Genomic DNA, 24,669 nt, shown 5'->3' with positions numbered 1-24,669 from the left:
ATCGCAAAAAAGCCCGGCCTGCTGCTGTGGCAGACCGGGCTGTTTCACGGCTTACGATGATTTATTCGCCAAAAACACGCTCGAAAATCGTGTCGACATGCTTGGTGTGATAGCCAAGGTCGAATTTCTCTTCGATCTCTTCGGGGCTCAGCGCGGCGGTGACGTCGGCATCTGCCAGCAGCTCTTGCTTGAAATCGGTCCGGTGTTCCCAGACTTTCAACGCGTTGCGCTGCACCATGGCATAGGCGTCCTCGCGGCTGACACCGGCTTGGGTCAGGGCCAGCAGAACGCGTTGGCTCATCACCAGACCGGGGAACTTGTTCATGTTCTCCAGCATGTTCTCGGGGAAGATCAGCATCTTGTCGATCACGCCGGTCAGACGGGCCAGGGCAAAGTCCAGTGTGATTGTGGCGTCGGGCCCGATCATGCGTTCAACCGAGGAATGCGAGATGTCGCGTTCATGCCAAAGTGCCACGTTTTCCATCGCCGGGATCACAGCCGCGCGCACCATGCGGGCCAGACCGGTCAGGTTCTCGGTCAGAACCGGGTTTTTCTTATGCGGCATCGCCGACGAGCCCTTTTGACCCATCGAGAAGAATTCGGCGCCTTCCAGCACCTCGGTCCGCTGCATGTGGCGGATTTCGATGGCGATGTTTTCGATGCTGCTGGCGATCACGCCGAGGGTCGCAAAGAAAGCTGCGTGGCGGTCGCGGGGGATAACCTGCGTGCTGATCGGTTCGGGCACCAGACCAAGTTGGTCGCAAACATGTTCTTCGACACGCGGGTCGATGTTGGCGAAGGTGCCAACCGCGCCGCTGATCGCGCCGGTGGCAATCTCGGCACGGGCGTCGCGCATCCGGGACAGGTTGCGGTCCATCTCGGCGTAGAAGCGGGCAAAGGTCAGGCCCATGGTGGTCGGCTCGGCGTGAATGCCGTGGCTGCGGCCAATGCGGACAGTGTTTTTGTGTTCAATCGCGCGGCGTTTGAGCGCGGCCAGCAGACCCTCAAGATCGGCGATCAGCAGATCGGCGGCGCGGGTCAGTTGTACGTTCAGGCAGGTGTCCAGCACGTCGGAGCTGGTCATGCCCTGATGCACAAAACGCGCCTCTTCACTGCCGACATGCTCGGCCAGATGAGTCAGGAAGGCGATGACGTCATGCTTGGTGACGGCTTCGATCTCATCAATGCGGGCGACGTCGAATTCCACGTCCTTGGCTTTCCACACGGCCTCGGCATTCTCACGTGGGATCACGCCCAGATCGGCCATGGCGTCGCAGGCATGGGCCTCGATCTCGTACCAGATGCGGAACTTGCTTTCGGGCGACCAGATGGCGACCATATCGGGGCGGGAATAACGTGGAATCATAAGCAGCGGCACCTTATTGTGTTTGGGCAGGAGGCGATGCGGCGGGGTTTAAACCCGCACCATCAAAGGAACAAGGTGTGAGTGCGGATATGAGACGGTTTGCCCTGATTTTAGCGATCTGGCCCGGTTTTCTGGCGGCTGAAGAGTTTCAGACCCTGTCTGGCGAGGGAATTCTGGCGGCGCTGACCGAACAGAAGCTGGATTACGGGGATGGCGTTTGGCAGACCTTTGAGCCCTCGATGCTGACCCAATATTTCGCGGGCGGCCCAAGTGAGGGGCGCTGGGCTGTGCGAGGGGATCAGTATTGCTCGCTCTGGCCGCCATCGGATCTGTGGGCGTGTTATGATGTTCAGCAAAAGGGTCAGACAATCCGCTTTGTCGATGACGCCGGCAACACAACAGATGGCGTGCTTGTTAAGCGGGGGAACTGACCCAACGCTTCCCGCGCGGATTTTCCGTTGTTGGGCAAGGCAGTACTGGACAAAGCAAGCGCGCCCGGTTCAATCTGATGGCAGCGAAACCATCAGGTTATTGAGATATGCGTATTTTTCTAGCGTCAACACTTGCTGCTTGCGCGGCCCTATGGGCGGCAGGGGCTGCACCTGTCCGGGCCGAGACGCCTGTGACCTATACCGATGCGGGTCGGGCCTTGTTTCGGTTTTCAGTACCGGATTTCTGGGCCCTGCGCACCGGCGGGCCGCGTGACATTGAAGACACCGAGTTAGGGGATGCCCGCGCCGTTGCGCGCGTGATGGCCATTCGACCGGTTACTGACGACACGGTCTGGATGGGCTTCGTATCGCCAGCCGGAGTTGAAGATATTCAGGACGGGGAGCGATATCTTGAAGATATCGACAAGTTCCTTGTCAAAGATCCAACCGTCACCAGCACCAGCGATACCCGTATCGGGGGGTTGCCCGCTCGTGTCTACCGTGGCACCGGCAACCGCGATGGTCGCGGGGTCAATTTCACGGCGACCCTGATCGACCTGCCGCGAAACCGGGTGGCCGTCGTGGTGGCGATCCTGCGCGATGGGGCTGACCCGGCTTATGTGGGTGATCTGAACGCCGTTTTCGCGTCGTTCCGGTCGCTGCAATGACGGAGGTTGGTATGACACGCAAACTGATCAAACGTTCCGTGCTCGCGCTGGGCTTGGGGGTCGCAGGTCTGACCCTGTCAGGCTGCGATGGCGTAAGTGTCGGCGTGGGCTATGGGTACGGGTACGACCCGTTTTACGACTCGATGCTGTGGAATGATTATTACCACGACGTCGATGTCGATATCGACGTGAACCGACCGGACCGGCCCAGACCGCCGGACGGCAAGCCGCCCAATCGACCGAAGCCCCCGGCGGGCAAGCCACCTGCGCGTCCGAAGCCGCCGATTGCCAAGCCGCCGTCGCGTCCGCGTCCTCCGGTTGCAAGACCGCCTGCGGCGCGGCCTCCGATCCATCGGCCTGCGCCGCGGAGACGCTGATTGGGCATCTGTTCCGTGCCCGGCACACAGCCGGGCCGGGCCTAGCTTTGTTCTGCCTGATCCCAAATCCGCTCGACCCAGGTTGCTGGTCGAACAAACTGGCGGATTCCCCGAAGCTTGTGCTTTGATCTGAGCGCGCGCCAGATGTGTTGGCCGGGCGGCAGGTGCGGAACCTCGGCATGGTACTGGCCTTTGATCGCATCGGGCGGGTTGAGCGATCCGGCAAAGATCACGACGCGCGCGTCCTTGGGTGCGCGTGTGTCCAGAAAGTAGTTCAGCGGAAACTTGGGAATACACTCGATCCGGAAATGGCGGACCCAGCCGGAGGGCCAGAACCTTATCCCGTTTGGCGCGTTCTTTGTCACAAAATGCTGTTCAAACCGATACGTATCCGCCACGCCCTGAGGGTCGGCGGCAAAGATATCCTGCAGCGGGGCAAGCGCACCGACCGGCATACGGTAGATCGACGTTTGCCCCAGACGGCTGAGGGGTTTGGCCACGTTGCGTGCAAGGATAACGTCGTCCGGGTCGCCGAACTCGAAGAACGGATCCAGCGAGCCGGTGATCGCGACGTCCAGATCCAGAAACAGGAATGGCCCCGTCAGATCAGCCAGCTCTGCGGCCCACAGTCTGGATTTCGGCCATTGGCCAATGGTTCGCTGCGGCATGAAGCCGGGCATCTCGGGCAGGTCAAAGCACTCGACACCGGGATCGACACCGTCGCGCGAATCCGTGAAGGCCACAAACCGGAAAGGCGGCGTCGTTCTGGCACAGACCATCCGATAAAGGCGGTTGATATAGGGGGCACCGTAGAGCGTGCCCCAGTTTATGCACACGATCTGTTTTTCCATGGCCGCGTGGGTAGCAGCCACGCGAAACAGTTCCGTGACAGGATTTCAGGTCACGCGTCCAGCAGGATCGTGGTCACAACGGACGAGCCTTCCAGCGTGCGGTGCACGGGGCATTTATCCGCAATCTCCAGAAGGCGCGCGCGTTGGTCGGGGGTTAGGGGGCCTTCCAGCCGTATCTTGCGTTTGAACTGATCGATCTTGCCCTCGTTTGCCAGACCCGCATCCTGCGCGTGGACCTTGTCGTGGCACACATCGACCGTGATGCCGGTCAGCGGCCACCGTTTGCGCCGCGCATACATGCGAATGGTCATCGAGGTACACGCCCCAAGACCCGAGGAGACATACCCGTAAGGCGACATGCCACGGTCCGTGCCGCCATATGACACCGGCTCGTCCGCGACGACGTGATGGCGCGGCCCCGATTGAATGTCCTGCAAGAAACCGTTGGGGTCCGACTCGGTCACGCGAATGACGCCTTCGGGCGCGCCCGGCGGTGGGGCAGGCGGGCATAGCGAAACATAGCGCGACACCCAGGCTGCGATCACATCGGCCGCATATTCGGCATCTGCAGCGCGGGTGATTAGGTGATCGGCATCGTCAAGGGTGACAAAGCTTTTGGGGTGTTTGGCCGCAAGAAAGATCGTGCTGGCATTGTCGATGCTGACCGTTTCATCCATCGGCGCGTGCAGGATCAGCAATGCGGCTTTCAGATCAGCAACCGATGGGGTCAGTGCTGCTTCGGCAATATCATCGACAAAGGCCTTGCCAATGCGGAACGGACGCCCGCCCAGCGAGACCTCGGCGCTGCCGTCCTGCTGGATCTGCGGCAGGGCATCTTCAAAATGGTGCGAGACGTGGCTGGGATCGGCCGGTGCCCCAAGCGTCACAACCGCCTTGACCGAAGGGATGCCCGCACGGGCCCGCAAAACCGCAGCACCGCCGAGCGAGTGACCGATCAACAGGGCAGGGGCCATGTTCCGGCCCGCAAGATACTGAGCCGCCGCAATCAGGTCTTCGACATTCGAGGTGAAGGTGGTGTTTGCAAATTCGCCTTCCGAGTGGCCCAGACCCGTAAAGTCGAACCGCAAGACCGCGATGCCCATTGCCGCCAGCCGGGCCGAGATGCGGCGCGCGGCTGGAATGTCCTTGGAACAGGTAAAGCAATGCGCGAACAGGGCGGTTGCCAGCACCGGACCGTCGGGCAGGTCCAGTCGTGCTGCAAGTTGACCGCCGTCATGTCCGGCAAAAGTGATGCGTTCCGTGGGCATTTCGGCTCCTTCGGTTTGGGGGGATGCCTGCAATACTGTGGTGAAGCAAAGCCAGTCTCAAGGGATATGTCAAAGGCGTAACGGTAAGGTGAGGACTTGGCGGACAGGTGCACAGGACCTGTGCACTTGCGCAGGTAAGCGGTGTTGCGGCGTCCAATTGAATGACCATAACATCACGATTAGTGATGTTATGCCGATTAAATATTCATTTTCATAATTCAACTGCCTCCCCCATCTTCACGGTATCCACACCATCGCCGGAGGAAAGCATGGCACATATTACAGCAACCCCGCAGTCGCCCGGTATCGGGGCAGGCACATTGGTTACTCTTGTTCTGGTTGGCGCATTGGGTTTTGCGCTGGGACAGTCCTGGCCCTTAAGCGAATTCGCAAGCGACCCGCAATTGACGCAGCCGGTTGAAGACTGGCACGGCAATGTGCGTCGTTCATATTGGTCAGAGTGAGGGCATCCTCACTCTGACCCCATAAGCCGCCCATCAAACGGGTATTTGGTCAGGTTCTCATAGCCGTCCTCGGTTATGAGCACCTGATCTTCCAGCTTGATCGAGAAATCTCCGCCCACTTCGCCAACGGCGGCTTCGACACATAGCACCATGCCGGGTTCCAATGGATAGTCATAGGCCCCGGCAACCGCCTTGTCGGGATAAGCGACCAATGGCCATTCGTCGCACAATCCCACGCCATGCATCAGGCAGCCGTATTTCTGCGCCTGAAACTTGTCGTCCAACCTGTGAGAGTTGGCCGTCAGTTCAGGGATCATCACCCCGGGTTTCAGCATTTCCATATTGGTCATGATGTGTTCATGCGCGTGCTGCATGGCATAGATCATATCGGCGCGCGGTTTCTGGTCGCCGATCCACCATGTGCGTGAAATATCGATGCAAATCCCGTATGAGCCGATCAGGTCCGTGTCGAAGGCAATGATTTCATTCTGCTGCGTAACACGGGGGCCACATTCCTGAAACCATGGGTTGGTGCGCTGGCCCGAGGCCAAAAGGCGGGTTTCGATCCACTCACCCCCGCGCCGGATGTTTTCGGCATGCAGAACGGCCCAGATGTCATCTTCCGAGGTTTTGCCGTCGCCGACATTGGCACGGGCGAATTTTTCCATCTCAGCCACGGCAGTCTCGCAGGCATGGCTGGCGCAGCGCATGGCCAGAATCTCGTCCGGGCCTTTGATGGCGCGGGTCTTTTCGGTCAGTTCCTCGCCTTCCATGATCTCGAACCCCTGCGCCTCAAGCGCGCGCAGCCCGTGCAACATGATCTTGTCGACCGCCAGACGCTTGTTTCCGCCGCCATGTTCGTCGATCAGCACGCGCACCTCGTTCGAGAACACGTCCGCCGCGATATCCACCTTGTCGCCCCGGTCGAAATAGAACAGATCCGCGCCCGAGCGCTGTTCGCGCACCAGCGGGTTGAACGTCGACAGGAAGGGCGAGTTCTTGTAGTCCCAGATCACCATATACCCGTCGGCGCATAGCAGCACAGCCCGAAACGGGTTGTGGGTGTTCCACAATTGCATGTTGGTGCTGTCAGTGGCGTAGCGGATGTTCAGCGGGTCAAAGATCAACAAGCCGCCGTATCCGCGATCGACAATCGCCTGCGTCAGGCGCTTCCAGCGGAATTCGCGCATCCGTTCAAGGTTTGGTAGTTTCAACCCGGCCGCAGCCCATTCGTCAAAGGCCAGTTGGGTCGGTCCGATCTCGATCCGGTTGTTGTCGTTGGGTGTTCCGTCGCCCAGTGTTTCCCCTCGGGTCGGATCGATTTTGCGGGTATCCCGGTAGTGTTGATTCACGTCACGCCTCCCTAACATGGGGTCGAGTGTGTTGAGGCCCTGAACCGTCGTCGCAGAAGATTGCGACCGTCTGCGGGTCGTTTTTTGACCGACATTGCATGGATTCGGTGGTAGCTGGGTCTCATGACTATCATTTTGCAGGAAAAAATCCCGTATGATCCGCGCAAAGCCCGTGCGCTGCCCGGTGTGCAGCCTGCGTCGCAGGATGCGTGGCTGCATCAGGATGACGCCTTTGCCGCGCAGATGATCCATCGGGCGACCCTGTTGAAAGAACGGCGCGATCAGGTGCTGGCACTGGACCAAGGTGCCGAACCTGCGGCGCAAGAGCTTTTGGAACTGGTTCTGGCGCAGGTCTATCCTGATGCTACGGACAGCGTGCTGCGGCCTGACGGCGTGTCGGTTGACATCGACAGGACCCAGCCACTGGATACGCTGTGCCATCTGGTTCAAGAGGATTTCTGTATCCTGCAAAAGCAAGCCGATCAGCATGTTCTGACAGGCGCGATCCTGTGTTTTCCGGCCAGTTGGCGTTTGAGTGAGAAATTCATGCGCCCGCTGATGGATATTCATGTGCCGGTCGCCAGCTACGACGACAATATCGCCCGGCGCGTGCAGCGCTTGTTTGATGGGATTCAACCTGATCGCCCGCTTTGGCGCTTCAATGCGCTGTGGTACGAGGACCCGGAGCTTTTTCAACCCCGCAGTGCCAGCGAACCGCGGAAAAAACCCAAAGCGGGGACCACCTCATACCTGCGGAGCGAGCGTCAGACTTTGATGCGGCTGCACAAGACTGGCGCGGTCGTTTTCTCGATCCACACCTATGTTCTGGCCGCGCACAGCCTGGCAGAAATGGAAAACCCCGCCTGACGGCGGGGCCTCCAAGGAGGGTTCTTGTAATTCGGTTACATGCCCAAAGCGGTGGCAACGTCGGCAAAAGCGTTGCTGGCATTCAGGGCGACAATGGCAAAGGTGAAGACCAGAACCTGAGTGTTCAGTCTGAAATCCTCACCCCGGATCAGGTTAACCGCCGCCATGGACAGCGCAATCGGGGTGGAGACACTGGCGATCACGCCTGTCATGCACCAGCTGCTGAGCCGCAGAATGTCGCTTGGCCGCTCGTCTTCCTCAGCGGTTTCGCTGGGCAGGGTTTCTGTTGGGGTTTGGGGTTCGTCCGTGCGAAACGCGATGCTGAGCAGTTGTTCGTCTGACAGCTGGATCGGACGGGCCGCAGGTTTGGCTGCTTCGATAGGATCTTGCGGTTCTGGGATGTCCAGACCTGCAAACTGACCGGTCACAGATTGAAAGATCTGTTTTCGGTTTCTGGGTTTGCTGGGGGCCAGCGTGTCAAAGGCGCTCATGAACTGTTCGACGGTCAATACCGTGTGCGGTGACAGCCATTCCACCCGCCGGGTCGAGCAGATATCGACCATGCGATACAGAATGACGACCAGCATAAGTTCCGAGATCTCGAGATCGTCCAGCAGCGGCGACACCGGAGTAACCGTCAGGACCAACCGGTTCTGAGGGTTGGACACAACGGGCCGGGCGAGCGTCCGCAGGCCAGCCGCGCGATCCATACGTTCGTAACGTGTGTCGGTATCCGCCGCTTCGGTATCCAGCGTCAGGCGCACCATATACTGGCTTGAGACAACGCTTGCCTCAGTCCGTGACAACAGCGCTTTGCGTTCGACCAAATGGCCGTAATCCTCAAGCGTCGTGGCGACAATTGTGCCAAACCGCTCGATCGCGCCGTCTGTGTCGCCATCGAATTGCAGGCCGCCATGGTAGCTGTGCTTCCGAGCCACTGGAATGTTCCTTTGCCGCTTATTGTCTAAGCCGACAAACTATCAACGGTTTTTGGACAGAATTTGACCAAAATGGAAAAAAATCGAAATTTCCGAGGATTGATTACGCTTTGGAAACCCTGAATCCAAGGCGTTTTGGTGGCCACTATGGCAATTTTGTGGCCGAATTGCGTGTAGGGCGTGGTGACGGAGTGTCGGGCCTAACCATCGATTCGCGCGGCCATGATGGCGATGGATTGCTGATAGACCGATGCCGCATTCCATTGTTGAATGACTGCGAAATTCGGCTGTCCCGGCTGATACCCACGCCCCGGTTTCCATCCTTTTTTGCGAAGGAAATTCGCGGTCGAGGCCATTGCATCCGTCAGGTTGTAAAAGTCCACACGTCGGTCGCCGGTGGCATCGACACCGTATTCCAGGGCGTTGCCGGGCAGGAATTGCGTATGGCCCAGTTCGCCATGTTTTGCCCCTTTTGTCGCCATGGTGATGCTGCCCTGATCGACCAGTTTAAGCGCCCCAATGGCATGGGGGATAAAGAAATCCGATCTGCGGCAATCATAGGCTAATGTTGTGATTGCGGAAACAACCTGACTGTCGCCCATGAAGCTGCCAAAGCCGGTTTCCATACCGTGGATGGCCAGCAGAATTCCGGATGGCACGCCGTATTGGCGTTCCAATGCGGCGTAGAAATCCGGGTTTCTGGCTTTGCGTTTGCGCCCCTGCGCAACAATTGTATCCGCGCCGCGCACACGCATGAATTTATCCAGCGAGTATTTGAAACTCTTCTGGTTTCGGTCGGCCGCAATGGTGCGGGTGGCGTATTGCGTCTGAGCCAGCGCTTGCAAGCCCTTCCTTTTCACTCCGGCCCGGCGCGCCTGTTTGGCAAAGTCCGCTTTCCAGGCCTCGAACCCCGCGCTGGTATTCCCGCAGGGCGCGGTTAGTCCGACGGTCGGGATGGTCAGGGCAAGCGACAGAAAAAGCGCGCGCAGCATAGGGGCACTCCGATTGGCTGTGGTTGTGAAAGCGTAAATGCCAAGGGCGAAATGGCAAGTCGGTTAATACAGGTCCAGTTCGTCCGTGGCTTTCAGGCTTTCGAACCATTCCTCGGGCGTTTTGTCGATTTTCGCGTGTTTGACCATCATCGCGTTCATGTTCGGCAGTTGCGAGGCATCGGGCCAGTGATCGGGTTGCCACAGGTTCCCACGGATGACGCATTTGGGGCAGTGGGCAAAGGCAGTTTCGACATGGATCAGCAGGACAAGTTTCGGCACCCGCCCGTTCACGGCCATACCGCTTAGCAGGTCGGGGTCAGCGCATATTCGCGCCGTGCCGCGAATGCGCAGAGTTTCCATTTTGCCGGGAACAAAGAAAATCACACTGACGCGCGGGTCTTTCAGAACGTTGTGAAACGTGTCCACCCGCTTGTTGCCGGGGCGATCCGGGATGGCGATCAGGGTGTCCGAGACCACTTGAACAAACCCCTCAGGGTCGCCGCGCGGTGAGATGTCCAGATACCCATCCGGGTTGGCCGAAGCGATCAGGCAGAAGGTGGATTTGTCGATGAAGTCGCGGCACATCTGATCCAGTGCGGACAATTCCTTGGCGATGATCTGGGGCAGAGGCGCGCCGGTGATGCGTTCCAGATCTTCGACCGAGGTTACGATGTCCGAGAATTGTGCAAACGGGGTATCGGATGACATGCGCTCTCTCCTGACCGGTTTGCGTCCGAGTGTGAAAGATCATGCCAAACGAAACAAGGGCGCCCGTTTGGACGCCCTTGCAGATGTAACCCTGTTCCGGATCAGCAGCTGTAGTACATGCCGTACTCAACCGGGTGCGGGGTATGCTCGTAGGTTTCGACCTCTTCCATCTTCAGCGCGATGTAGCCGTCGATCTGGTCTTTGGTGAACACGTCGCCCTGCAGCAGGAAGTCGTGATCGGCAGCCAGAGCTTCCAGAGCCTCACGCAAGCTGCCGCAGACGGTCGGGATGTCGGCCAGTTCTTCGGCGGGCAGGTCGTACAGGTTCTTGTCCATGGCTTCGCCCGGATCGATCTTGTTCTTGATGCCGTCCAGACCGGCCATCAGCAGCGCAGCAAACGCCAGATAGGGGTTTGCGGCCGGATCGGGGAAACGGGCCTCGACGCGCTTGGCTTTCGGGCTTTCGGTCCACGGAATACGGACACAACCGGAACGGTTACGGGCCGAGTAAGCGCGCAAAACAGGAGCTTCAAAGCCCGGGATCAGACGCTTGTAGCTGTTGGTTGACGGGTTGGTGAAGGCATTCAGGGTCTTGGCGTGTTTCAGAACACCACCGATGAACCATAGTGCTTCATCCGACAGGTCGGCATATTTGTCACCTGCAAACAGCGGCTTGCCGTCTTTCCAGATCGACATGTTCACGTGCATGCCGGTGCCGTTGTCGCCTGCGATGGGCTTCGGCATGAAGGTCGCCGATTTGCCGTAGGCGTGCGCGACGTTGTGGATGACGTATTTGTACTTCTGCAGCTCGTCCGCCTGTTTGGTCAGGCTGTCGAAAATCAGGCCCAGCTCGTGCTGGCACGAGGCAACCTCGTGGTGGTGCTTGTCGACCTTCATGCCCAGACGCTTCATGGTGCTGAGCATTTCCGAACGCAGGTCCTGAGATTCGTCGATCGGGTTAACCGGGAAGTAGCCACCCTTGACGCCTGGACGATGGCCCATGTTGCCCATCTCGTATTCGGTGTCGGTGTTCCACGACGCGTCGGTCGCATCAACCTCGTAGGATACCTTGTTGATCGTGTTCGAGAAACGGACATCGTCAAACAGGAAGAATTCAGCTTCGGGGCCGAAGAAGGCCGCGTCGCCGATGCCGGACGCTTTCAGGTAAGCCTCGGCTTTTTGGGCGGTGCCGCGCGGGTCACGCTCATAGGCTTCGCCGGTGTCGGGCTCGACGACCGAGCAGTGCACGCAGATGGTTTTTTCTGCATAGAACGGATCGACATAGGCGCTGTCGGTGTCGACCATCAGTTTCATGTCCGATGCTTCGATCGACTTCCAGCCCGCAATCGACGAACCGTCGAACATGAAGCCTTCTTCCAGGAAGTCTTCGTCAACCTGATCAGCCATCAGGGTCACGTGCTGAAGCTTGCCGCGCGGGTCGGTGAAACGGACGTCGACGTAATCGGCGCCTTCGTCTTTGATCAGCTGAAGAACTGCGTCCTTGCTCATTCTATTGTTCCTCTGGTTTGAGAATTCGGTAATGGGTTACAGCGCGTCCGAGCCGGTCTCGCCGGTGCGGATGCGGATGGCTTGTTCAACGGGTGAGACAAAGATCTTGCCGTCGCCGATCTTGTCGGTCTTGGCGGCCGAGACGATAGCCTCGATGGCGGCATCGACCTGATCGTCGTCCAGAACCACTTCGACCTTCACCTTGGGCAGAAAATCGACCACGTATTCGGCACCCCGGTAGAGTTCCGTGTGACCCTTTTGGCGGCCAAAGCCTTTGACTTCGATCACGCTGAGGCCCTGGACGCCAACGTCCTGCAATGCCTCTTTCACTTCGTCCAGTTTGAACGGCTTGATGATCGCTTCGATCTTTTTCATCCCGGCTCACCTCGCATGGTTGTCAGACCCGCAGTGATCACGTCTAAGATCGCTCAGCAATGTGATTGCGAAAATGTAGGCCTTAGGGCGGGGCGAAATTTGGCGCGGGGTGAATTTTTAGTCACTTTGCACAAAAAGTAATCATAATTGAATCGCGAAGGGGTTTTGGATGGCAGAATTGCTGACAGCGGCGCAGATGCGGGCGATCGAGCGGGCGGCGATTGAGTCCGGTCAGGTGACGGGTCTGGAGCTGATGGAGCGCGCGGGGCAGGGCGTTGTCGACGCGATTTTCGAGGAGTGGCCAGAGTTGAGGGATCAAGGGGCCAGCCCCTCGAGCTCCCCGGGATATTTGGGGCCAGATGAAGGGGATCCCTTGCGCGCCGTTGTGCTGTGTGGACCGGGGAACAACGGGGGCGACGGGTTTGTCGTGGCGCGGTTGTTGCGGGAGTTGGGTTGGGAGGTTGAGGTTTTTCTATATGGCGATCCAGAGAAGCTGCCGCCCGATGCGCGCGTGAATTATGAGCGGTGGATGGAAAACGGAGCTGTTCAAGACCTTTCTGTTCGCGACGTTTTTGACGATATGGCCGCAGTGGACCTGATCATTGACGCGGTTTTTGGAACCGGGCTTGCGCGGCCTGTCGAAGGCAAGTTGGCCCAGGCCTTTCAGTCTGTAAGGGCGTTCAGGGAGGCGCGCGGCGGCAGAATTGTCGCGGTCGATGTGCCCTCGGGTCTTTGTTCGGATAGCGGAAAACTACTTGGGGCTCAGCTGGATGCCGAATTGACGGTCTCATTCCATAGGGCCAAGCGTGGTCACGTGCTTTGTGGTGGTCCACGGCATACTGGCACGCTTGCTACGAAGTCGATTGGATTGGACGGCGGGTGGGACAGGTACGCCGAAGGGCCGATCCTGAAAAAGACTGAGGGCGTTTCATCGCGTATTAGCAAGAGCAGTTCCGCGCACAAATATGGATACGGTCACGCCCTTATCCTATCGGGTGGTGCCGGTAAAACGGGCGCGGCGCGGCTGGCGGCGCGGGGGGCTTTGCGGATCGGTGCCGGGTTGGTGACGATTGGGGTGCCGCCGTCGGCCCAGATGGAGGTTGCGGCGCAGGTGACGGCCATCATGTTGCAGCGCGTTGAGGGTGCGGATGGGTTGGCCGAGGTGTTGCAGGATGAGCGGCTGAATGCTGTGTGCCTTGGCCCGGGGCTGGGAGTGAAGCGTGCGCTGCAATTGGTGCCGGTCGCGTTGGCAGCGCGGCGGGCAACAGTGCTGGATGCCGATGCGCTGACGGCCTTTGCGAACGACCCAGACGCGCTGTTCGGACTGCTGCACGCAAACTGCGTGCTGACCCCACATGGCGGAGAGTTTGCGCGGCTTTTCCCGGATATTTCTGAGAAGCTGAATGCGGTGCCCTTGAAAGGCCCTGCATATTCCAAAGTGGATGCCACGCGCGAGGCCGCGAAACGGGCCGGGTGTGTTGTTCTGTTCAAAGGGCCGGATACGGTGATTGCCGATCCAAATGGCCAGTGCTCGATCAACGCGGCGCATTACGACCGTTCCGCCCCGTGGTTGGCGACGGCCGGGTCGGGGGATGTGCTGGCCGGGTTCATCACAGGGCTTATGGCACGAGGGGTTTCAGCCATGCAGGCCGCCGAGAGCGCGGCCTGGTCGCACGTGGAATGCGCGCGCCACTTCGGCCCAGGGCTGATCGCGGAAGATCTGCCCGAGCAGCTTCCATACGTATTTAGGCAATTAAATATATAAGTATATTGGGCGGGGAATGGCTCAGCGAGGCGCGAGTCGGCGGAAATCCGCCGTCAAGGCCTGCGCAGTTGCATAGCGAGTGTTTGCCAGACGCATGGCTCGGCGTCACAATTCACTTGTGGTGCTTGGCGAGATCTAGTGTGTGAATGTTCAAGCCTTTATAAAAATTAACAAATATCAAATTTTGCGAGTTTCTGCTGTTGCGAAAAAGCAATGCTCGCGCGGGACCGATTGCGGCGCACTGGAACGCTCACGTTCCGTAAACATCTGAGCAGTACCTGAAACCTGAATTTTTCATGGTGAGTGAAATGACCCTGAACTTTAAATCCACCTCGGTTGTTGCAGTCCTTGCCGCATCAACGGCAATTCCGGCTGCGGCTGAATTGAAATATGAAAACAATAGCGGCGGCTATGTCGAGCTTTATGGCCAGCTGAACCCGGCCATTATTTCGGTCGACGATGGCGAAGAGACCGAGACCCGGCTTTTGGACAACGATCTGTCGAACAGCCGCGTTGGCCTGCGCTTGCTGCAGCCTTTTGGCAGCAACGAGTTTACCTTCCGCTTTGAAACCGGCCTGGGTCTGCCCGGATCAGCCTCGGCGGATCAGTTCGGCACCAATGGCGATGGCTGGACGCGCGAAGATCTGCGCCATGTCGATTTCGCCTTGAAGGGCGATTGGGGTAAATTCTCGGCCGGGCAGGGCAGCATGGTGTCCGATGGTGCCGCCGAAGTGGATTTGTCCTATGTCGGCACAGCGCTTTATTCGTTCACCAACGACGAGAACGCGGGCTTCTTCTACCGCGGAACTGACGGCATGCTGAGCGATATCACCGTTGGCGACTCCAGCAGCAACCTGGACGGTTCGCGCCGGGGCCGCATTCGTTATGACACGCCGACCGTCAACGGATTTTCTGCCGGGATCGCCTATGGTCAGAATATCCTGTCCAGCAGCGATGACGACGATTACTACGACATTGGCCTGTCCTACGAAAACACCTTTGCGGGCGGGGTCGAATTTGCGGCCGGTCTGGCCTATGCCGTGCGCGACCGCGACGACAACTCGGGTGAGCGCAAAGACACGATCGGCTCGGCCTCGGTTCTGTTGCCCAGCGGGTTCAGCTTTACCGTTGCAGCAGGTACGCGCGACGACGACGCGGATGGCGCGTCCGACCCCAATTACTGGTACGGCAAAATCGCCTATGAAGGGAACTGGGTGCCATGGGGCAAAACCGGCGTCGGGATCGACTATTTTGACGGTTCGGATTTTGACTCGGACGGGTCCAGCACCAAGGCGTGGGGCATCGCGGTGGTGCAGAAGATCGACGCAATCAACACCGATGCCTACCTGAAATACCGCAACCACGACTTCGACGACGGCACCTCGTTCGACAACAACGAGGCCTGGGTTCTGGGCGCGCGCTGGCGGTTCTGATCACCCGGACGATTTCCTGAACAAACGCCCCGGTCCAATCCGGGGCGTTTTTTATACTGAGAAGCGGTAAATCCAGGGTGATCCGGCCTTTGCCCCCTTGCACGCGGGCGGCTGGGCAAATAGAAGGCGTCAAATTTGCCCGGCGCGCCGTTTTGCGCGCCCCGAATCCTATGGGGACTACCATAATGCAGGTTACCGAGACGCTGAACGAAGGTCTGAAACGCGGCTACAACATCACCGTCACAGCAGCCGAGCTGGACGACAAGGTCAACGAGAAGCTGACCGAGGCGCAGCCCGAAGTTGAGATGAAGGGCTTCCGCAAAGGCAAGGTGCCGATGGCGCTGCTGAAGAAGCAATTTGGCCAGCGCCTGCTGGGCGAAGCGATGCAGGAAACCATCGACGGTGCGATGAACAAGCACTTTGAAGACAGCGGCGACCGCCCTGCGCTGCAGCCTGAGGTCAAGATGACCAATGAGGACTGGAAAGAAGGCGACGACGTCGAGGTCGCAATGTCCTATGAGGCGCTGCCGGAAATCCCCGAGGTTGACCTGAAATCGGTCGAACTGGAGAAGCTGGTTGTCAAAGCCGATGACGCAGCTGTGGAAGAGGCGCTGAACAACCTGGCCGAAACTGCACAGGATTTCAAAGCGCGCCGCAAGGGTTCGAAAGCCAAGGACGGCGACCAGATCGTGTTCGATTTCGTCGGCAAGGTTGACGGCGAAGAGTTCGAAGGCGGCTCGGCGGAAGACTACCCGCTGGTGCTGGGCTCGAACAGCTTCATCCCCGGCTTTGAAGAGCAGCTGGTTGGTGTGAAAGCCGAGGAAGAAAAAGACGTCAACGTCACCTTCCCCGAAGAATACGGTGCCGAGCATCTGGCCGGTAAAGACGCTGTTTTCACCTGCACCGTCAAAGAGGTGAAAGAGCCGGTCGCCGCCGAGGTCAATGATGAGCTGGCCAAGAAATTCGGTGCCGAGGATCTGGAGGCTCTGAAAGGTCAGATTTCCGAGCGTCTGGAGGCCGAATACGCTGGTGCGTCACGCGCTGTGATGAAGCGCGCCCTGCTGGATGCGCTGGACGAGAAGGTGTCCTTTGACCTGCCGCCGTCGCTGGTAGAAGCCGAGGCCAAGCAGATCGCCCACCAGCTGTGGCACGAGGAAAACCCCGAGGTCGAAGGCCACGATCACGATGAGATCGAACCCACCGACGAGCACAACAAACTGGCCGAGCGCCGCGTGCGTCTGGGCCTGCTGCTGGCCGAGCTGGGCCAGAAGGCCGAAGTTGAAGTCACCGATGCCGAGATGACTCAGGCGATCATGAACCAGGCGCGTCAGTACCCGGGTCAGGAACGCCAGTTCTTTGAATTCGTGCAGCAAAACGCCCAGATGCAGCAGCAACTGCGCGCGCCGATCTTCGAGGACAAGGTTGTCGACTACGTTTTCGAACTGGCCACCGTTGCAGACAAAGAAGTCAGCAAGGACGACCTGCAAAAAGCCGTTGAGGCACTGGAAGAGGAATAATCCTCTTCCCCCCTTTTCGGGGGCCAAAAGTAAAGCGGAGCCGCCTGAAATTGGCGACTCCGCATGGGTGGCTTTGTACTATGAGGTGAGGGGGTCAGGCCTCATGAGCAAAAGCACGGGGGGTCTGTAGCAGAGCGGTCTTCTGCTCTGGCGTGAAGGTGTCGGTCAGCGCTTCGATCAGCTTCAGAACATCTTGCCGTTCCGCTTCGGTGCGCGCTGCGCTCATCTGTTCGACAAAGTATTTTTCGAGGTCAGTGAGCGGTTTGTGATCGCGGTTGGCCGGATTGGGCTCAACAGCTTTCTTCGAGTTGAACAGGGCCAGCGCCTCTTCCTCGTCCAGGAAGACATCGCCTTCGATGCCAGCGAAGTCGCGGACGCCCTGAATGCGTTCATCGGTGCAATCCAACAGCGCGGCCAGTGCAGACACTTTGCCCATCGGGACAGTTTTGCCGACATAGTCATAAGGGGCACAGTTCGACCGCTGCAGAACGCGATCCATAACCGGATCGATTACGGTGATGATGTCCTGGATACCTGCGTTCTTGGCATACTCCAGCGAGCCAATCATCAGTTCACAGGTGGCATAAGATACCGAGTTCTTGTCCTTGCCGCGTTTGAGACGCTGCGTGTCGACGCAAAAGCGCGTGGATTCCCACATCGTCGCGCTGCGCAGCGGTGCTTCGCCATCCAGAATGGCCGAGAAGACATCGGAAAGCATGTGAGGTCCGGTGGTCTGCAGGGCACGCACGGCTGCGACGACATTCCCCCCGTCGTCGAGTCCGATTACGTATGCAGGATCCAGGTGATCGAATTCATCGATCTCTTTCCCGTCTTCAATATTAACGTCCCATCCAAGACGTCCGCCGAATACGCGTGCGCGCAGTTCAAACATTTCGTCGAGAACTTCGCCGAACAGGTGTCTGTTCAGCCCATCTACCACGATGATCATTTTTTCCCCCTTCGAGTGGTTGTTCGGTAAACTAGAAGTTACCGTTTTGAGGGGGTTTTTCTATTGGGGGTTTCCCGTATTTTGACGGAATTTGGGGAAATTTGTGTTTAACCTGGGGTAATAAGCCCAATTGCGATGGCCCGGCCGACGGCTTGCGGCGTGGTCAACGCGCTCAGCTTTTCGCGGCTTGATCGCAGATGCACCTCGACGGTGCGGTGCGAGATGGACAGGATGTCGCCGATATCCTGCTGCGACTTGCCTGCCGCGACCCATTGCAGGATCTCGGCCTCGCGCGTGGACAGGGTAGGGTGGTACAGTGCACCGGTCAGTTCATCTGAGGTCACGACATGGTCGTGAATGTGAACGGCCATCGATTGCAGGTCGCTGATGACATGGGTGTACAGTTTACGCCATTCTTCCTTGCTGCAATTTCGGGTCGCGCTGAGCAATCCAATATCGCCGTAAGGTCCACGGACAGGAATGGTAACGCCTTGATTCGGAATGCCAAAATCATGGGCGTCCCTGAAAACGCGCTGAAATTCCGGGCTGCGTTCAAGACGGCTCCAATCCACGGGGGCGATGCTGCGGCGGGCCATGTGGATTGTGGGGTCGATCATGATCAGACCCTGGTTCTGATAGTGTTCGTTCCAGGCGTCGTCGTAGGTCACAAATCCGGCCACGGTACCAGCTGCAGGATTCATGCCAGCATAGGCGGCATGGTCCATTTCATGCTTGTCGCAAATCTGCTTAAGAAACTCGGTATACCGAGTTTCTGCATCCGGCAGAGTGCTCAGATCGAAAATTTCCATGCGGCGCCTACCAACTGCGGCCCATACCACAAGTCTGATGGTGTCGTCAGACCGGCAGTAAACTTAGAGTGGAACCCAACTTACCTCACGGCAGCCAGCACAACATACTTTTGAAAACATGACAAGGCGACGTGCGAAATGTCTGTGCTTTTCGACGCTGCTGGTGACGTATTAGAACATTTTTGTCACTATCGGAACGCAACTGCTAACAGAAGATCATTCCGATTGACCGCCCCAGATCACGGCGCGGGTCGTAATCCTGTCTCAACCAGCATACCGCGTGCCTTGGCTTCGGGATAGTACCCTTTTGCATATAAAAAGATGGCGCGTTGCTGATCGCCATCGGAAAGCAGCCATGCACCGCGCAGATATTTTCCCGCAAACTCAAGATTGGTGTCAGCGTCCAGCAGACCTTGCGCGTTGCCCTTATATCCCATCGAGCGCGCCGTGGCAGGCAGGATCTGGAGCAGGCCGTAATAAGGGCGGTTCACAGCCCAGGGTCTGTGCGTGCTTTCGCGGATCGCCAGCTTGTGCACCAACTCACGCGGCAACTCGTAGTGATCTGCCCATTTGTTGATCGACGCGCGCAGTTCCGGGGTCTCGTTGGGGTAGAGCGGCGGATCGAACGGTTCCGCGTCACCTCGGGATACTTCGGCGCCGCTACAGGCGGCAAGGGTGGCCATTGCGAGGAAGGCGATGATGCTGCGGCGGGGGAAAACTGCCATCTAAATTCTCCAGGTTCCGGTGCGCGATGATATGGATCGCAGTCGACGCCGCAAGATTAGCTGTGAAATTGGGCTGAATTTTGCTGGCTCGGGCAAGAAAAAGGGCCGCGCGGATGGCGTGGCCCTTTCTGTAAGGTCAGCTTGGCCAGATCAGGCTTTTGCTTCGTCTTCTTGGGCAGGGGCGTCTTCGGCCACCAGATCGTCGTCGTCCGAAGCGGCCGAGCCGATGTCGTCGAACAGTTCGGCGATTTCGAATTCAGCGGCAGCTTCTTCTTCAGCGGCCAGTTCCTGAATCGATTTGCCCGATGCCTGCAGTTCGGCTTCTTCTTCTGAGCGGGCAACGTTCATCTTGATCTCGACTTCAACCTCGGGGTGCAGGCGAACGGCGACCGAGTGCAGGCCCAGTTCCTTGATCGGAGCGATCAGGATGACCTGTTTCTTGTCGACGGTGAAACCTGCTTCGGTTGCGGCATCTGCGGCGTCACGCGGGGTGACCGAGCCGTACAGAGCGCCAGCATCCGATGCCGAGCGAATCACGATGAACTGCTGACCGTCCAGCTTTTCAGCCAGGGCTTCAGCTTCTTTCTTGGTTTCCAGGTTGCGTGCTTCCAGCTGCGCTTTCTGGGCTTCGAACGACGCGATGTTGGCGTCCGATGCGCTCAGGGCTTTGCCCTGGGGCAGCAGGAAGTTGCGGGCGTAGCCGGGCTTGACGTCAACGACGTCGCCCATCTGACCCAGTTTCGCAACGCGTTCCAGAAGGATAACTTGCATGTCAGTCTCTCCTTACTTCACGGCGTAGGGCAGCAGGGCGAGAAAGCGGGCGCGCTTGATAGCACGGGCCAGTTCACGCTGCTTTTTCGCCGAAACGGCGGTGATGCGCGAAGGAACGATCTTGCCACGCTCAGAGATGTAGCGCTGCAGCAGACGGGTGTCTTTATAGTCGATCTTCGGCGCGTTCTCACCCGAGAACGGGCAGACCTTGCGGCGGCGGAAAAATGGTTTTGCGGCCATGGTTTAGTGTCCTTTTCTCAGGCGTTGATCAACGACGCTCGCGGCGGTCGCCACGTTCGTCACGCTTCTGCATCTGAACCGACGGGCCGTCTTCGTGACCGTCGACCTTGATGGTCAGAACGCGCATGACGTCGTCATGCAGGCGCATCAGGCGTTCCATTTCCTGAACCGCACCCGAGGGGGCATCGGTCTTCAGGAAGGCATAGTGGCCTTTGCGGTTCTTGTTGATCTTGTAGGCCATCGTCTTGACACCCCAGTACTCGCTATCCACGAGGTTGCCGCCGTTGTCGGCCAGCACGGTGCCAAAGTGTTCGATCAGGCCTTCGGCCTGCGCGTTGGACAGGTCCTGACGCGCGATCATTACATGCTCATACAGTGGCATGTTCACTCCTGTTTATATCAAGGCGCATTTCATAGGCGGGGCCATTGTGATCCTTCGCGACCCTGCCACGAGAGGCTGCGCGATTCATGTGTCGTGCGAAGGATGGCCCCGTATACACGTTTCCCCGTCCGGGGCAAGGCCTGCCGGGACTGCCATGGTGAAGTCGTCCAATTTCCTTTGCTGCGCCCAATTCCTGACGCTTTTCGGCTCAAAGTTGTTAAGCAAGCCGGAACACATCCGGACAGCCAAATCTAAGACGGTAACCTTATACAGGGTGATGATGTTATGACCGCGACGAACACGAACACACTTGGCAAGCAGGCGCAGGGCGCGGGCTTTGAACATTCCGTGCCGGTCAAGATTGCATTCAAAGTGAACTGGAAAGCCCGGATCGTTCTGGCCCGCATCGTCGGAGCCTTCCTGATCGTGTCGGCCTTTTCGATGTGGCTGATGCCGGGGTCGGTGATCGGGGCCGAGGTCTGGCCGATCAAGATGGTCGCGTCGATGCTGTTCCTGATCGTCGGTGTCAGCCTGTTGACCATCGAAGTGATGGATTCACGCCCGGATGCCTATTTCGACCCGATCCGCCGTGAAGTCCGCATTTTGCAAAAGAATGAGAACGGCCGTCCCCAGACGGTTCTGCGTCGCAGCTACGAAAGCCTTGGCGGTGCCCGTTTCGAGGATGATGAAGTCCAATTGTATGACGTTGACGGCAGCCTGCTGATGAAACTGCCGTTGCAATCGGCGGATGTCAGCCGAGCGCTGAAGGGTCAACTGAGCCAAAGCGTAACAATTTTCGCCTGAGTTTTATTCTGTTCAAAAAGGAACAGAGTTTGTGAATCAAAAATACTTGTGTGCCGCCCTTGGGCGGCACATTTTTGTTTTGAGCAACCCAAACGGTTTGCATTCACAAAAAAGCGGAGACTGTTATGAAATCCACCCTGCTTGCTGCTGCCCTGGCCATGACGGCGACCACTGCCTTCGCCAGCGCCGAGAAATACGTTCTGGATCCAAGCCACAGTCAGGTCATTTTCAGCTATGACCACCTGGGATTCTCGACCACCACTGGCATGTTCTCGGGCTTTGAAGGCGAGATCATGTTCGATCAGGAAGACCCTGCCGCATCCAGCGTGTCGGTCTCGATGCCGGTGATGTCGATGTTCACCGGCTGGGAAGCGCGTGAAGATCACTTTATGACCGAAGACTTCTTTGGTGCGTCCGAAGGCGATCTGATCACCTTCACCTCGACCGGGATCGAAGTTACCGGAGACGACACGGCCAATATTACCGGCGACCTGACCATGAACGGTGTGACCAAGTCGGTCGTTCTGGATGCCAAACTGAACAAGGTCGACCAGCACCCGATGGCCAACAAGCCCTGGGCCGGTTTCAATGCGACCACAACCCTGACCCGCAGCGAGTTTGATCTGGGCCAGTTCGCCCCGTTCGTCAGCGACGAGGTACAGGTTCAGATTTCGGTCGAAGCGCAGAAAGCCGAATAAGCGAAGCTTGATCGTTACGACAGGAAACCGCCGGGTCAGACGACCCGGCGGTTTTTTTGTCACTCTTCGTCCCGCTCGGTAGTCAACTCGACCGAGACTATGACGTTAAAGCCCAGCGAGTCCTCTGTCGGTTGAGATGTGCCAACGTCGAAATCCATCCGGTTCAACTGCAACTCGCCTGACATGGTTGCCTGATCATCCTGCAACTCCAGGGCGAAAGGCAGAACAACGTCCAGGGATTTGTCGCGGATCGTCAGAGGCCCGCGGGCCTCATAGCCTGTTTCGGTCTTGAACAGATCGGCCTTGAAAGCGGCGGTCGGGAATTGCGCGCTGTCAAAGAAATCCGCGCCCATCGCCTGATCGGTCACTGTACCCAGGCTGAGCGATCCGATGGCAATTGTCACATCAACCGCCCCGGCCAATCCCGGTTCGGCGGGGTCTTCGAAGGCAATCGCGGCTGTCCAGTCGCCAAAGGTCCCGGTCACGGGGCTGCCCAGCTGAGAGATGGTGATCGACAAGGTGCCATCCTCGACCTCCCATTCCGATTGCACGTCTTCAAGCTCGGCCGTGTCGGTTGCCGCTTTGGAGTGGTCATCAAATGTGCCGTTGGTCCAGCCAAAGCCCAGAACCCCCAACCAGACGATCAAGGCAGCGAATGCAGGCAGGGCCGAGTGGTGTTGTGCTGGCGGTTCGGGTGCGTCCGCCTGACCGGGCAGCATGCGGCGCAGGGTGCTGTCCTTATCTACAACGTGGTGTTTCAGGGCGCCCATGATGTGCAGAACCAGTGACCCGCCTAAAACCCAGATGAACAGCCAGTGCAGCCCGGCGGTCACCTCGGCCACGTATGGCGATTTCGGAACAAACGGCAGGTTTTGGCCGAAAGGCCACAGGATCGGCGCAAACCCTTCGGCGGCGGCGTGGTGAAGCCAGCCGGTCAGCGGCACCAGAACCAGCGAGGCATAAAGCATCCAATGCACGGTTTCGGCGGCAAAAGCCTCGGGCTTGTTTTCAGCGTTCAGCAATCCCGGTTTGGTTTGAGACAATGTCCACAGAATGCGGGCCAGCGCGACAAAGAACACCGTCACGCCAACGGTCTTGTGCAGCGAGAACAGGCGGGCCGCGTTGGCAATATCCTCTTCGGATGTCGGGATGTTAGGGTCATAGATCGCGTGGGCCAACTGGTTGGCGTACCAGCCCAGTGGCAGGGCCGTGAAGATCAGCAAAGCCGTCAGCCAGTGAAAAGCCTTGGCGACGCTGCCATAGCTGGAAAAGGTATTGCTTGAGGGCATCGAACAAACGCTCCGGTATGGGTAGGCTGCCCCCAACCTAAAGCGCACGCGCAATGACACAAGTACGAGACTGCGCACATTCAAGGTGCCGCAATGCACCCTACTTGTGCCGCGTCCCATGTCAGTTTACACCCCGCCGCAACCTAACGTCATCCATGAGGTTGCAATGACACGCGCGTTCGTTTTTCCGGGGCAGGGCGCCCAGACCATCGGAATGGGTAAAGCACTGGCCGAGGCCTACCCGGCGGCCCAAGCCGTTTTTGATGAGGTCGACGAGGCGCTGAGCGAAAAGCTAAGCAGCCTGATCTGGGACGGCGAGATCGAAGAACTGACGCTGACTCAGAACGCGCAGCCCGCGCTGATGGCCACTTCTATGGCGGCGATGCGTGCGCTGGAGGCCGAAGGTGTGTCTGTAACTGATGCGGCCTATGTGGCCGGGCATTCGCTGGGTGAATATTCCGCACTGGCGGCGGCGGGTGCTTTGTCGGTGGCCGATACCGCCCGCCTGTTGCGCAAGCGCGGTCAGGCGATGCAAAGCGCGGTTCCGGTGGGTGAAGGTGCAATGGCCGCTGTTCTTGGTCTGGACCTTGAAGCGGTGCGCGCCGTCGCTGAAGAAGCCGCGCAGGGCGAGGTGTGTCAGGCGGCAAATGACAACGATCCAACGCAGGTTGTCGTATCCGGCGCCAAGGCAGCCGTGGAACGCGCTGCCGAGATTGCCAAGGAAAAAGGCGCAAAGCGGGCGATTTTGTTGCCGGTAAGTGCTCCATTTCACTGTGCGCTGATGCAGCCTGCTGCAGATGTAATGGCAGACGCCTTGGCCGCAGTCGAAATCAAGGCCCCGACGGTTCCGGTCGTCGCCAATGTGCGCGCCGAGGCCGTGAGCGACCCGGACCTGATCCGGCAGTTGCTGGTCGAGCAGGTGACGGGCTCGGTTCGGTGGCGCGAAAGCGTGCAGTACATGGCGGCGCAGGGCGTGACCGAGACATGGGAGATTGGCGCGGGCAAAGCCCTGTCCGGCATGATCCGCAAGATTGACCGGGCCATCGCTGGCAAAGCGGTTGGAACGCCAGAAGATGTCCTAAAGGCCGTCGCGGCCGAGTCGTAAGCATAGAACGCGCCGTT

The 24,669-nt window shown here is 58.5% G+C and carries 27 protein-coding genes; 11 read left to right on the top strand and 16 right to left on the bottom strand.

Features of this window, described 5'->3' with window-relative positions:
* Positions 1–61: 61 nt before the first annotated feature.
* Positions 62–1,366 (bottom strand): adenylosuccinate lyase, encoded by a 1,305-nt coding sequence (gene purB / locus ACR0C9_RS11750; RefSeq protein ID WP_170449825.1) that lies wholly within the window; start codon positions 1,364–1,366, stop codon positions 62–64.
* 89 nt (positions 1,367–1,455) lie between these two features.
* On the opposite strand from purB, the gene ACR0C9_RS11745 reads away from it, so the two are divergent.
* The 3 genes from ACR0C9_RS11745 (at position 1,456) to ACR0C9_RS11735 (ending at position 2,842) form a co-directional block, all read left to right on the top strand.
* Positions 1,456–1,797 carry a hypothetical protein gene (locus tag ACR0C9_RS11745; RefSeq protein WP_170449828.1) on the top strand — a complete coding sequence of 114 codons (342 nt, stop codon included), beginning with the start codon at positions 1,456–1,458 and terminating at the stop codon, positions 1,795–1,797.
* 107 nt (positions 1,798–1,904) lie between these two features.
* Positions 1,905–2,465: a hypothetical protein gene (locus ACR0C9_RS11740; protein WP_480781071.1), complete on the top strand. Its 561-nt coding sequence runs from the start codon at positions 1,905–1,907 to the stop codon at positions 2,463–2,465.
* A gap of 11 nt (positions 2,466–2,476) precedes the next feature.
* A complete protein-coding gene (locus ACR0C9_RS11735; RefSeq protein ID WP_170449832.1) occupies positions 2,477–2,842 on the top strand; it encodes a UbiA prenyltransferase family protein in 366 nt (121 codons plus the stop codon).
* Positions 2,843–2,883: 41 nt separating this feature from the next.
* Here the strand turns inward: ACR0C9_RS11735 and ACR0C9_RS11730 are convergent, their stop codons facing one another.
* On the bottom strand, positions 2,884–3,693 hold the full coding sequence (locus ACR0C9_RS11730) for a glycosyl transferase (protein ID WP_480626281.1): 810 nt from the start codon (positions 3,691–3,693) through the stop codon (positions 2,884–2,886).
* Between the two features lie 50 nt (positions 3,694–3,743).
* A complete protein-coding gene (locus tag ACR0C9_RS11725; protein ID WP_480781070.1) occupies positions 3,744–4,961 on the bottom strand; it encodes a bifunctional alpha/beta hydrolase/OsmC family protein in 1,218 nt (405 codons plus the stop codon).
* Between the two features lie 269 nt (positions 4,962–5,230).
* Here ACR0C9_RS11725 and ACR0C9_RS11720 point away from each other — a divergent pair, with 269 nt between their 5' ends.
* Positions 5,231–5,425 (top strand): hypothetical protein, encoded by a 195-nt coding sequence (locus tag ACR0C9_RS11720; RefSeq protein WP_170519447.1) that lies wholly within the window; start codon positions 5,231–5,233, stop codon positions 5,423–5,425.
* A gap of 8 nt (positions 5,426–5,433) precedes the next feature.
* Here ACR0C9_RS11720 and dddP read toward each other — a convergent pair whose 3' ends face one another.
* Positions 5,434–6,777: a dimethylsulfonioproprionate lyase DddP gene (dddP, locus tag ACR0C9_RS11715; RefSeq protein ID WP_170621999.1), complete on the bottom strand. Its 1,344-nt coding sequence runs from the start codon at positions 6,775–6,777 to the stop codon at positions 5,434–5,436.
* Between the two features lie 123 nt (positions 6,778–6,900).
* Between dddP and ACR0C9_RS11710 the strand changes: the two genes are divergently transcribed.
* Complete coding sequence (locus ACR0C9_RS11710; protein ID WP_480781069.1) at positions 6,901–7,644, top strand: heme-dependent oxidative N-demethylase family protein; 744 nt, start codon at positions 6,901–6,903, stop codon at positions 7,642–7,644.
* Positions 7,645–7,679: 35 nt separating this feature from the next.
* On the opposite strand, the gene ACR0C9_RS11705 is transcribed toward ACR0C9_RS11710, so the two are convergent.
* The 5 genes from ACR0C9_RS11705 to ACR0C9_RS11685 all read right to left on the bottom strand — a co-directional run bounded on the left by ACR0C9_RS11705 (position 7,680) and on the right by ACR0C9_RS11685 (position 12,165).
* On the bottom strand, positions 7,680–8,582 hold the full coding sequence (locus ACR0C9_RS11705) for a hypothetical protein (protein ID WP_480626164.1): 903 nt from the start codon (positions 8,580–8,582) through the stop codon (positions 7,680–7,682).
* Between the two features lie 200 nt (positions 8,583–8,782).
* Complete coding sequence (locus ACR0C9_RS11700; protein WP_170449844.1) at positions 8,783–9,574, bottom strand: lytic murein transglycosylase; 792 nt, start codon at positions 9,572–9,574, stop codon at positions 8,783–8,785.
* Between the two features lie 63 nt (positions 9,575–9,637).
* The gene (locus ACR0C9_RS11695; protein ID WP_170449846.1) at positions 9,638–10,282 is read right to left on the bottom strand and encodes an MSMEG_1061 family FMN-dependent PPOX-type flavoprotein; all 645 of its coding nucleotides are present in this window, start codon (positions 10,280–10,282) and stop codon (positions 9,638–9,640) included.
* Positions 10,283–10,383: 101 nt separating this feature from the next.
* A complete protein-coding gene (glnA, locus tag ACR0C9_RS11690; RefSeq protein WP_170449848.1) occupies positions 10,384–11,790 on the bottom strand; it encodes a type I glutamate--ammonia ligase in 1,407 nt (468 codons plus the stop codon).
* 36 nt (positions 11,791–11,826) lie between these two features.
* A complete protein-coding gene (locus tag ACR0C9_RS11685) occupies positions 11,827–12,165 on the bottom strand; it encodes a P-II family nitrogen regulator (protein ID WP_050602105.1) in 339 nt (112 codons plus the stop codon).
* Positions 12,166–12,334: 169 nt separating this feature from the next.
* Here ACR0C9_RS11685 and ACR0C9_RS11680 point away from each other — a divergent pair, with 169 nt between their 5' ends.
* From ACR0C9_RS11680 to tig, 3 genes are all read left to right on the top strand, one after another.
* Positions 12,335–13,930 carry an NAD(P)H-hydrate dehydratase gene (locus ACR0C9_RS11680; protein WP_480781068.1) on the top strand — a complete coding sequence of 532 codons (1,596 nt, stop codon included), beginning with the start codon at positions 12,335–12,337 and terminating at the stop codon, positions 13,928–13,930.
* Between the two features lie 308 nt (positions 13,931–14,238).
* Positions 14,239–15,363, top strand: coding sequence for a porin (locus ACR0C9_RS11675; protein WP_170449853.1), 1,125 nt, complete (start codon positions 14,239–14,241; stop codon positions 15,361–15,363).
* 185 nt (positions 15,364–15,548) lie between these two features.
* Positions 15,549–16,880, top strand: coding sequence for a trigger factor (tig, locus tag ACR0C9_RS11670; RefSeq protein ID WP_170452999.1), 1,332 nt, complete (start codon positions 15,549–15,551; stop codon positions 16,878–16,880).
* Between the two features lie 94 nt (positions 16,881–16,974).
* Here tig and ACR0C9_RS11665 read toward each other — a convergent pair whose 3' ends face one another.
* The 6 genes from ACR0C9_RS11665 to rpsF all read right to left on the bottom strand — a co-directional run bounded on the left by ACR0C9_RS11665 (position 16,975) and on the right by rpsF (position 20,756).
* Positions 16,975–17,829: an acyl-homoserine-lactone synthase gene (locus tag ACR0C9_RS11665; protein ID WP_170449855.1), complete on the bottom strand. Its 855-nt coding sequence runs from the start codon at positions 17,827–17,829 to the stop codon at positions 16,975–16,977.
* 107 nt (positions 17,830–17,936) lie between these two features.
* Complete coding sequence (locus ACR0C9_RS11660; RefSeq protein WP_170449857.1) at positions 17,937–18,638, bottom strand: LuxR family transcriptional regulator; 702 nt, start codon at positions 18,636–18,638, stop codon at positions 17,937–17,939.
* Between the two features lie 239 nt (positions 18,639–18,877).
* Positions 18,878–19,363, bottom strand: coding sequence for a lytic transglycosylase domain-containing protein (locus tag ACR0C9_RS11655; protein ID WP_170449859.1), 486 nt, complete (start codon positions 19,361–19,363; stop codon positions 18,878–18,880).
* Positions 19,364–19,513: 150 nt separating this feature from the next.
* On the bottom strand, positions 19,514–20,134 hold the full coding sequence (gene rplI / locus ACR0C9_RS11650) for a 50S ribosomal protein L9 (protein WP_170449861.1): 621 nt from the start codon (positions 20,132–20,134) through the stop codon (positions 19,514–19,516).
* Positions 20,135–20,146: 12 nt separating this feature from the next.
* The gene (rpsR, locus tag ACR0C9_RS11645; RefSeq protein ID WP_005608650.1) at positions 20,147–20,374 is read right to left on the bottom strand and encodes a 30S ribosomal protein S18; all 228 of its coding nucleotides are present in this window, start codon (positions 20,372–20,374) and stop codon (positions 20,147–20,149) included.
* A gap of 28 nt (positions 20,375–20,402) precedes the next feature.
* A complete protein-coding gene (gene rpsF / locus ACR0C9_RS11640; protein ID WP_170449863.1) occupies positions 20,403–20,756 on the bottom strand; it encodes a 30S ribosomal protein S6 in 354 nt (117 codons plus the stop codon).
* Between the two features lie 285 nt (positions 20,757–21,041).
* Here rpsF and ACR0C9_RS11635 point away from each other — a divergent pair, with 285 nt between their 5' ends.
* Together ACR0C9_RS11635 and ACR0C9_RS11630 are read left to right on the top strand one after the other, a co-directional pair.
* On the top strand, positions 21,042–21,560 hold the full coding sequence (locus ACR0C9_RS11635; RefSeq protein WP_170449865.1) for a hypothetical protein: 519 nt from the start codon (positions 21,042–21,044) through the stop codon (positions 21,558–21,560).
* A gap of 125 nt (positions 21,561–21,685) precedes the next feature.
* Positions 21,686–22,258 carry a YceI family protein gene (locus ACR0C9_RS11630; RefSeq protein WP_170449867.1) on the top strand — a complete coding sequence of 191 codons (573 nt, stop codon included), beginning with the start codon at positions 21,686–21,688 and terminating at the stop codon, positions 22,256–22,258.
* A gap of 59 nt (positions 22,259–22,317) precedes the next feature.
* On the opposite strand, the gene ACR0C9_RS11625 is transcribed toward ACR0C9_RS11630, so the two are convergent.
* The gene (locus ACR0C9_RS11625) at positions 22,318–23,547 is read right to left on the bottom strand and encodes a cytochrome b/b6 domain-containing protein (RefSeq protein ID WP_480626160.1); all 1,230 of its coding nucleotides are present in this window, start codon (positions 23,545–23,547) and stop codon (positions 22,318–22,320) included.
* A gap of 166 nt (positions 23,548–23,713) precedes the next feature.
* On the opposite strand from ACR0C9_RS11625, the gene fabD reads away from it, so the two are divergent.
* A complete protein-coding gene (gene fabD / locus ACR0C9_RS11620) occupies positions 23,714–24,652 on the top strand; it encodes an ACP S-malonyltransferase (protein ID WP_170621994.1) in 939 nt (312 codons plus the stop codon).
* The last annotated feature ends 17 nt before the right edge of the window (positions 24,653–24,669 follow it).

It is taken from the genome of Ruegeria sp. C12, assembly GCF_056537745.1.
The sequence above is the reverse complement of the archived record's forward strand: the minus strand, read 5'-3'. Positions and strand labels throughout refer to the sequence as shown.

Coding starts and splice junctions, on each gene's coding strand:
- ACR0C9_RS11730 (WP_480626281.1), bottom strand. CDS start 3,693: ATGGAAAAACAGATCGTGTGCATAAACTGGGGCACGCTCTACGGTGCC.
- ACR0C9_RS11740 (WP_480781071.1), top strand. CDS start 1,905: ATGCGTATTTTTCTAGCGTCAACACTTGCTGCTTGCGCGGCCCTATGG.
- purB (WP_170449825.1), bottom strand. CDS start 1,366: ATGATTCCACGTTATTCCCGCCCCGATATGGTCGCCATCTGGTCGCCC.
- ACR0C9_RS11725 (WP_480781070.1), bottom strand. CDS start 4,961: ATGCCCACGGAACGCATCACTTTTGCCGGACATGACGGCGGTCAACTT.
- fabD (WP_170621994.1), top strand. CDS start 23,714: ATGACACGCGCGTTCGTTTTTCCGGGGCAGGGCGCCCAGACCATCGGA.
- ACR0C9_RS11710 (WP_480781069.1), top strand. CDS start 6,901: ATGACTATCATTTTGCAGGAAAAAATCCCGTATGATCCGCGCAAAGCC.
- ACR0C9_RS11680 (WP_480781068.1), top strand. CDS start 12,335: ATGGCAGAATTGCTGACAGCGGCGCAGATGCGGGCGATCGAGCGGGCG.
- ACR0C9_RS11700 (WP_170449844.1), bottom strand. CDS start 9,574: ATGCTGCGCGCGCTTTTTCTGTCGCTTGCCCTGACCATCCCGACCGTC.
- tig (WP_170452999.1), top strand. CDS start 15,549: ATGCAGGTTACCGAGACGCTGAACGAAGGTCTGAAACGCGGCTACAAC.
- ACR0C9_RS11675 (WP_170449853.1), top strand. CDS start 14,239: ATGACCCTGAACTTTAAATCCACCTCGGTTGTTGCAGTCCTTGCCGCA.
- ACR0C9_RS11735 (WP_170449832.1), top strand. CDS start 2,477: ATGACACGCAAACTGATCAAACGTTCCGTGCTCGCGCTGGGCTTGGGG.
- rpsF (WP_170449863.1), bottom strand. CDS start 20,756: ATGCCACTGTATGAGCATGTAATGATCGCGCGTCAGGACCTGTCCAAC.
- ACR0C9_RS11745 (WP_170449828.1), top strand. CDS start 1,456: ATGAGACGGTTTGCCCTGATTTTAGCGATCTGGCCCGGTTTTCTGGCG.
- rplI (WP_170449861.1), bottom strand. CDS start 20,134: ATGCAAGTTATCCTTCTGGAACGCGTTGCGAAACTGGGTCAGATGGGC.
- ACR0C9_RS11660 (WP_170449857.1), bottom strand. CDS start 18,638: ATGGAAATTTTCGATCTGAGCACTCTGCCGGATGCAGAAACTCGGTAT.
- glnA (WP_170449848.1), bottom strand. CDS start 11,790: ATGAGCAAGGACGCAGTTCTTCAGCTGATCAAAGACGAAGGCGCCGAT.
- ACR0C9_RS11625 (WP_480626160.1), bottom strand. CDS start 23,547: ATGCCCTCAAGCAATACCTTTTCCAGCTATGGCAGCGTCGCCAAGGCT.
- ACR0C9_RS11720 (WP_170519447.1), top strand. CDS start 5,231: ATGGCACATATTACAGCAACCCCGCAGTCGCCCGGTATCGGGGCAGGC.
- ACR0C9_RS11695 (WP_170449846.1), bottom strand. CDS start 10,282: ATGTCATCCGATACCCCGTTTGCACAATTCTCGGACATCGTAACCTCG.
- rpsR (WP_005608650.1), bottom strand. CDS start 20,374: ATGGCCGCAAAACCATTTTTCCGCCGCCGCAAGGTCTGCCCGTTCTCG.
- ACR0C9_RS11635 (WP_170449865.1), top strand. CDS start 21,042: ATGACCGCGACGAACACGAACACACTTGGCAAGCAGGCGCAGGGCGCG.
- ACR0C9_RS11655 (WP_170449859.1), bottom strand. CDS start 19,363: ATGGCAGTTTTCCCCCGCCGCAGCATCATCGCCTTCCTCGCAATGGCC.
- ACR0C9_RS11630 (WP_170449867.1), top strand. CDS start 21,686: ATGAAATCCACCCTGCTTGCTGCTGCCCTGGCCATGACGGCGACCACT.
- ACR0C9_RS11685 (WP_050602105.1), bottom strand. CDS start 12,165: ATGAAAAAGATCGAAGCGATCATCAAGCCGTTCAAACTGGACGAAGTG.
- ACR0C9_RS11665 (WP_170449855.1), bottom strand. CDS start 17,829: ATGATCATCGTGGTAGATGGGCTGAACAGACACCTGTTCGGCGAAGTT.